This is a genomic window from Flintibacter faecis (assembly GCF_014287875.1).
Lineage (GTDB): Bacteria > Bacillota > Clostridia > Oscillospirales > Oscillospiraceae > Lawsonibacter > Lawsonibacter faecis_A.
In genome coordinates, this window is sequence record NZ_JACOPN010000027.1 from 1 (window position 1) to 1,607 (window position 1,607).

Genomic DNA, 1,607 nt, shown 5'->3' on the forward strand with positions numbered 1-1,607 from the left:
TCGTCCAGCGTTTTCTTCAAGCTCTCTGTGGCAGCACTGTGTTCGCTGACACGGCTTTCCAAATCTTCAAGGGAGTAAATGCCGTTTGCCCGGAGATAATTGAAAGTCTCGTTCATCTCCTTTAGATTGCTGACCTTGCCTTTCTGCGAATACGCCCCGGCTCTGCGCTGGGTGTAATAGGCGTTCAGCAGAGAAACAAGGTCGGGTGCCTGCGGCTTGGCAAGCTCTGCTTTTGCTTCGGCAATCCAATCGAACAGGAGAGCGATTTTCTTCTTGATGTCCCGGATAACGGCATTGGTTGCCTTGATCCAGCGGTTGAACTCGCCCTTCTCGGTGCGTATGCCTTTCTTCTCCATTGCCCGGACGGTTGCGCCCTCATGGACGGTGGGAAGAAGCTCCACGCCCTGACGCTCATAGCTCCGGTGGTCGATACGAACATCAATACCTTTTTCCGCAAACTTGGCATTGCATAGCTCCGCCCATGCTTCACGCCAATGTTCCAGCGTTTTGGGACTGCCCCAGTCGGTAGTGGGAACGGCGTTGAACACAAACTTTCCGTCTGCGTCTCGGATACGGTTGCCGTCCTCGTCCAGCTCATACACCCGGCGTTGCTTTAGTCCCCATTTGCCGTTCTGCTCGATGGGGCGGATGGGGCAAAGCACATGAAAATGCGGGTTTGGTATGCCGCCGTCCTCCCGGTCTGGCTGGTGTACGGCGAAGTCAACCACCATGCCCCGGCTCACAAAGTTCTCCAATAAAAATTGCCTTGCAAGAGCGATGTTTTCCTCAAGGGAAAATTCATTCTGCAAGGCAATGTCAAAGCTGTATGCAAGCTGGGCGTTCTTTCCACGCTCGGCTTTTTCCACGGCGTTCCATAGGGTCTGGCGGTCTGCGTATTCGGGCGGTGCATGGGACGGCAGGAGAATGTTGGAGCAGATCACGCCGCCCTTGCGGGTGTAGTCGCTGTATTCGCCGTAATACTCGCTATACAATCGCTCCCCGGCTCGGTAGGCAGCAGAAGCGATAGCGGACTGTCCTGCGCTTCGCTTAGTCTGCGTGACGCTCAGATGAAATAGTGCCATCGGCTTTCAACTCCTTTTCTCTGTTTGCTTGGCTGATGTGGGTAATCGCCATGTGACGGACGGCTCGCTGGACTTCGGACAGAGAAAAGATGTGTTCCATCAGCTCTGTCATTTCGGTGCGTGTGAGATCTTTGACCTCCGGGGCAAGGCTCTCAATCGTTCCGCCCAGATTGCAAAGGCGGTGGGTGCGCTTGGTGCGTTCGCCTTTCTCCAGATACTTCTTTCTGTTCTCCAGACGCTCCAGCTTGTGCTGTTCCTGTGCAAGCTGCGTCTCGGCTCGTTCCTTTTCGGCTCGAAGCTGTTCAAGGGTTTTCGGTTTTGTCATTGTAATTGACCTCCTTTTTTGATTTTGCGGATAAAAAAAGACCGTCAACTTTTCGCATAGTGCGACCAGTCAACAGTCTGATTTTCGGTATTCAGTTGTTGTGTTCAGTTCGGTAAATTGAAGTTGGTCAAAGTTGTTGGCGAAGATATTCCACAACATTTCCATTCGTATCATAGAAACAGATGTTTCCTACATTGAGG

At 52.5% G+C, this 1,607-nt stretch carries 2 protein-coding genes; both read right to left on the reverse strand.

Annotated elements, in window-relative coordinates; translation table 11 throughout:
* Nucleotides 1-1,082 (reverse strand): MobQ family relaxase (mobQ, locus tag H8S55_RS13830; protein ID WP_186879354.1); only part of this gene is annotated, 1,082 nt, incomplete at its 3' end.
* On the reverse strand, nt 1,048-1,407 hold the full coding sequence (locus tag H8S55_RS13835; protein WP_097773907.1) for a DUF3847 domain-containing protein: 360 nt from the start codon (nt 1,405-1,407) through the stop codon (nt 1,048-1,050). The genes mobQ and H8S55_RS13835, both read right to left, overlap by 35 nt.
* Between the last annotated feature and the right edge of the window lie 200 nt (nt 1,408-1,607).

Bases quoted from the DNA above. Each gene is read 5' to 3' on its own strand.
- H8S55_RS13835 (WP_097773907.1), bottom strand. From the start codon at position 1,407: ATGACAAAACCGAAAACCCTTGAACAGCTTCGAGCCGAAAAGGAACGA.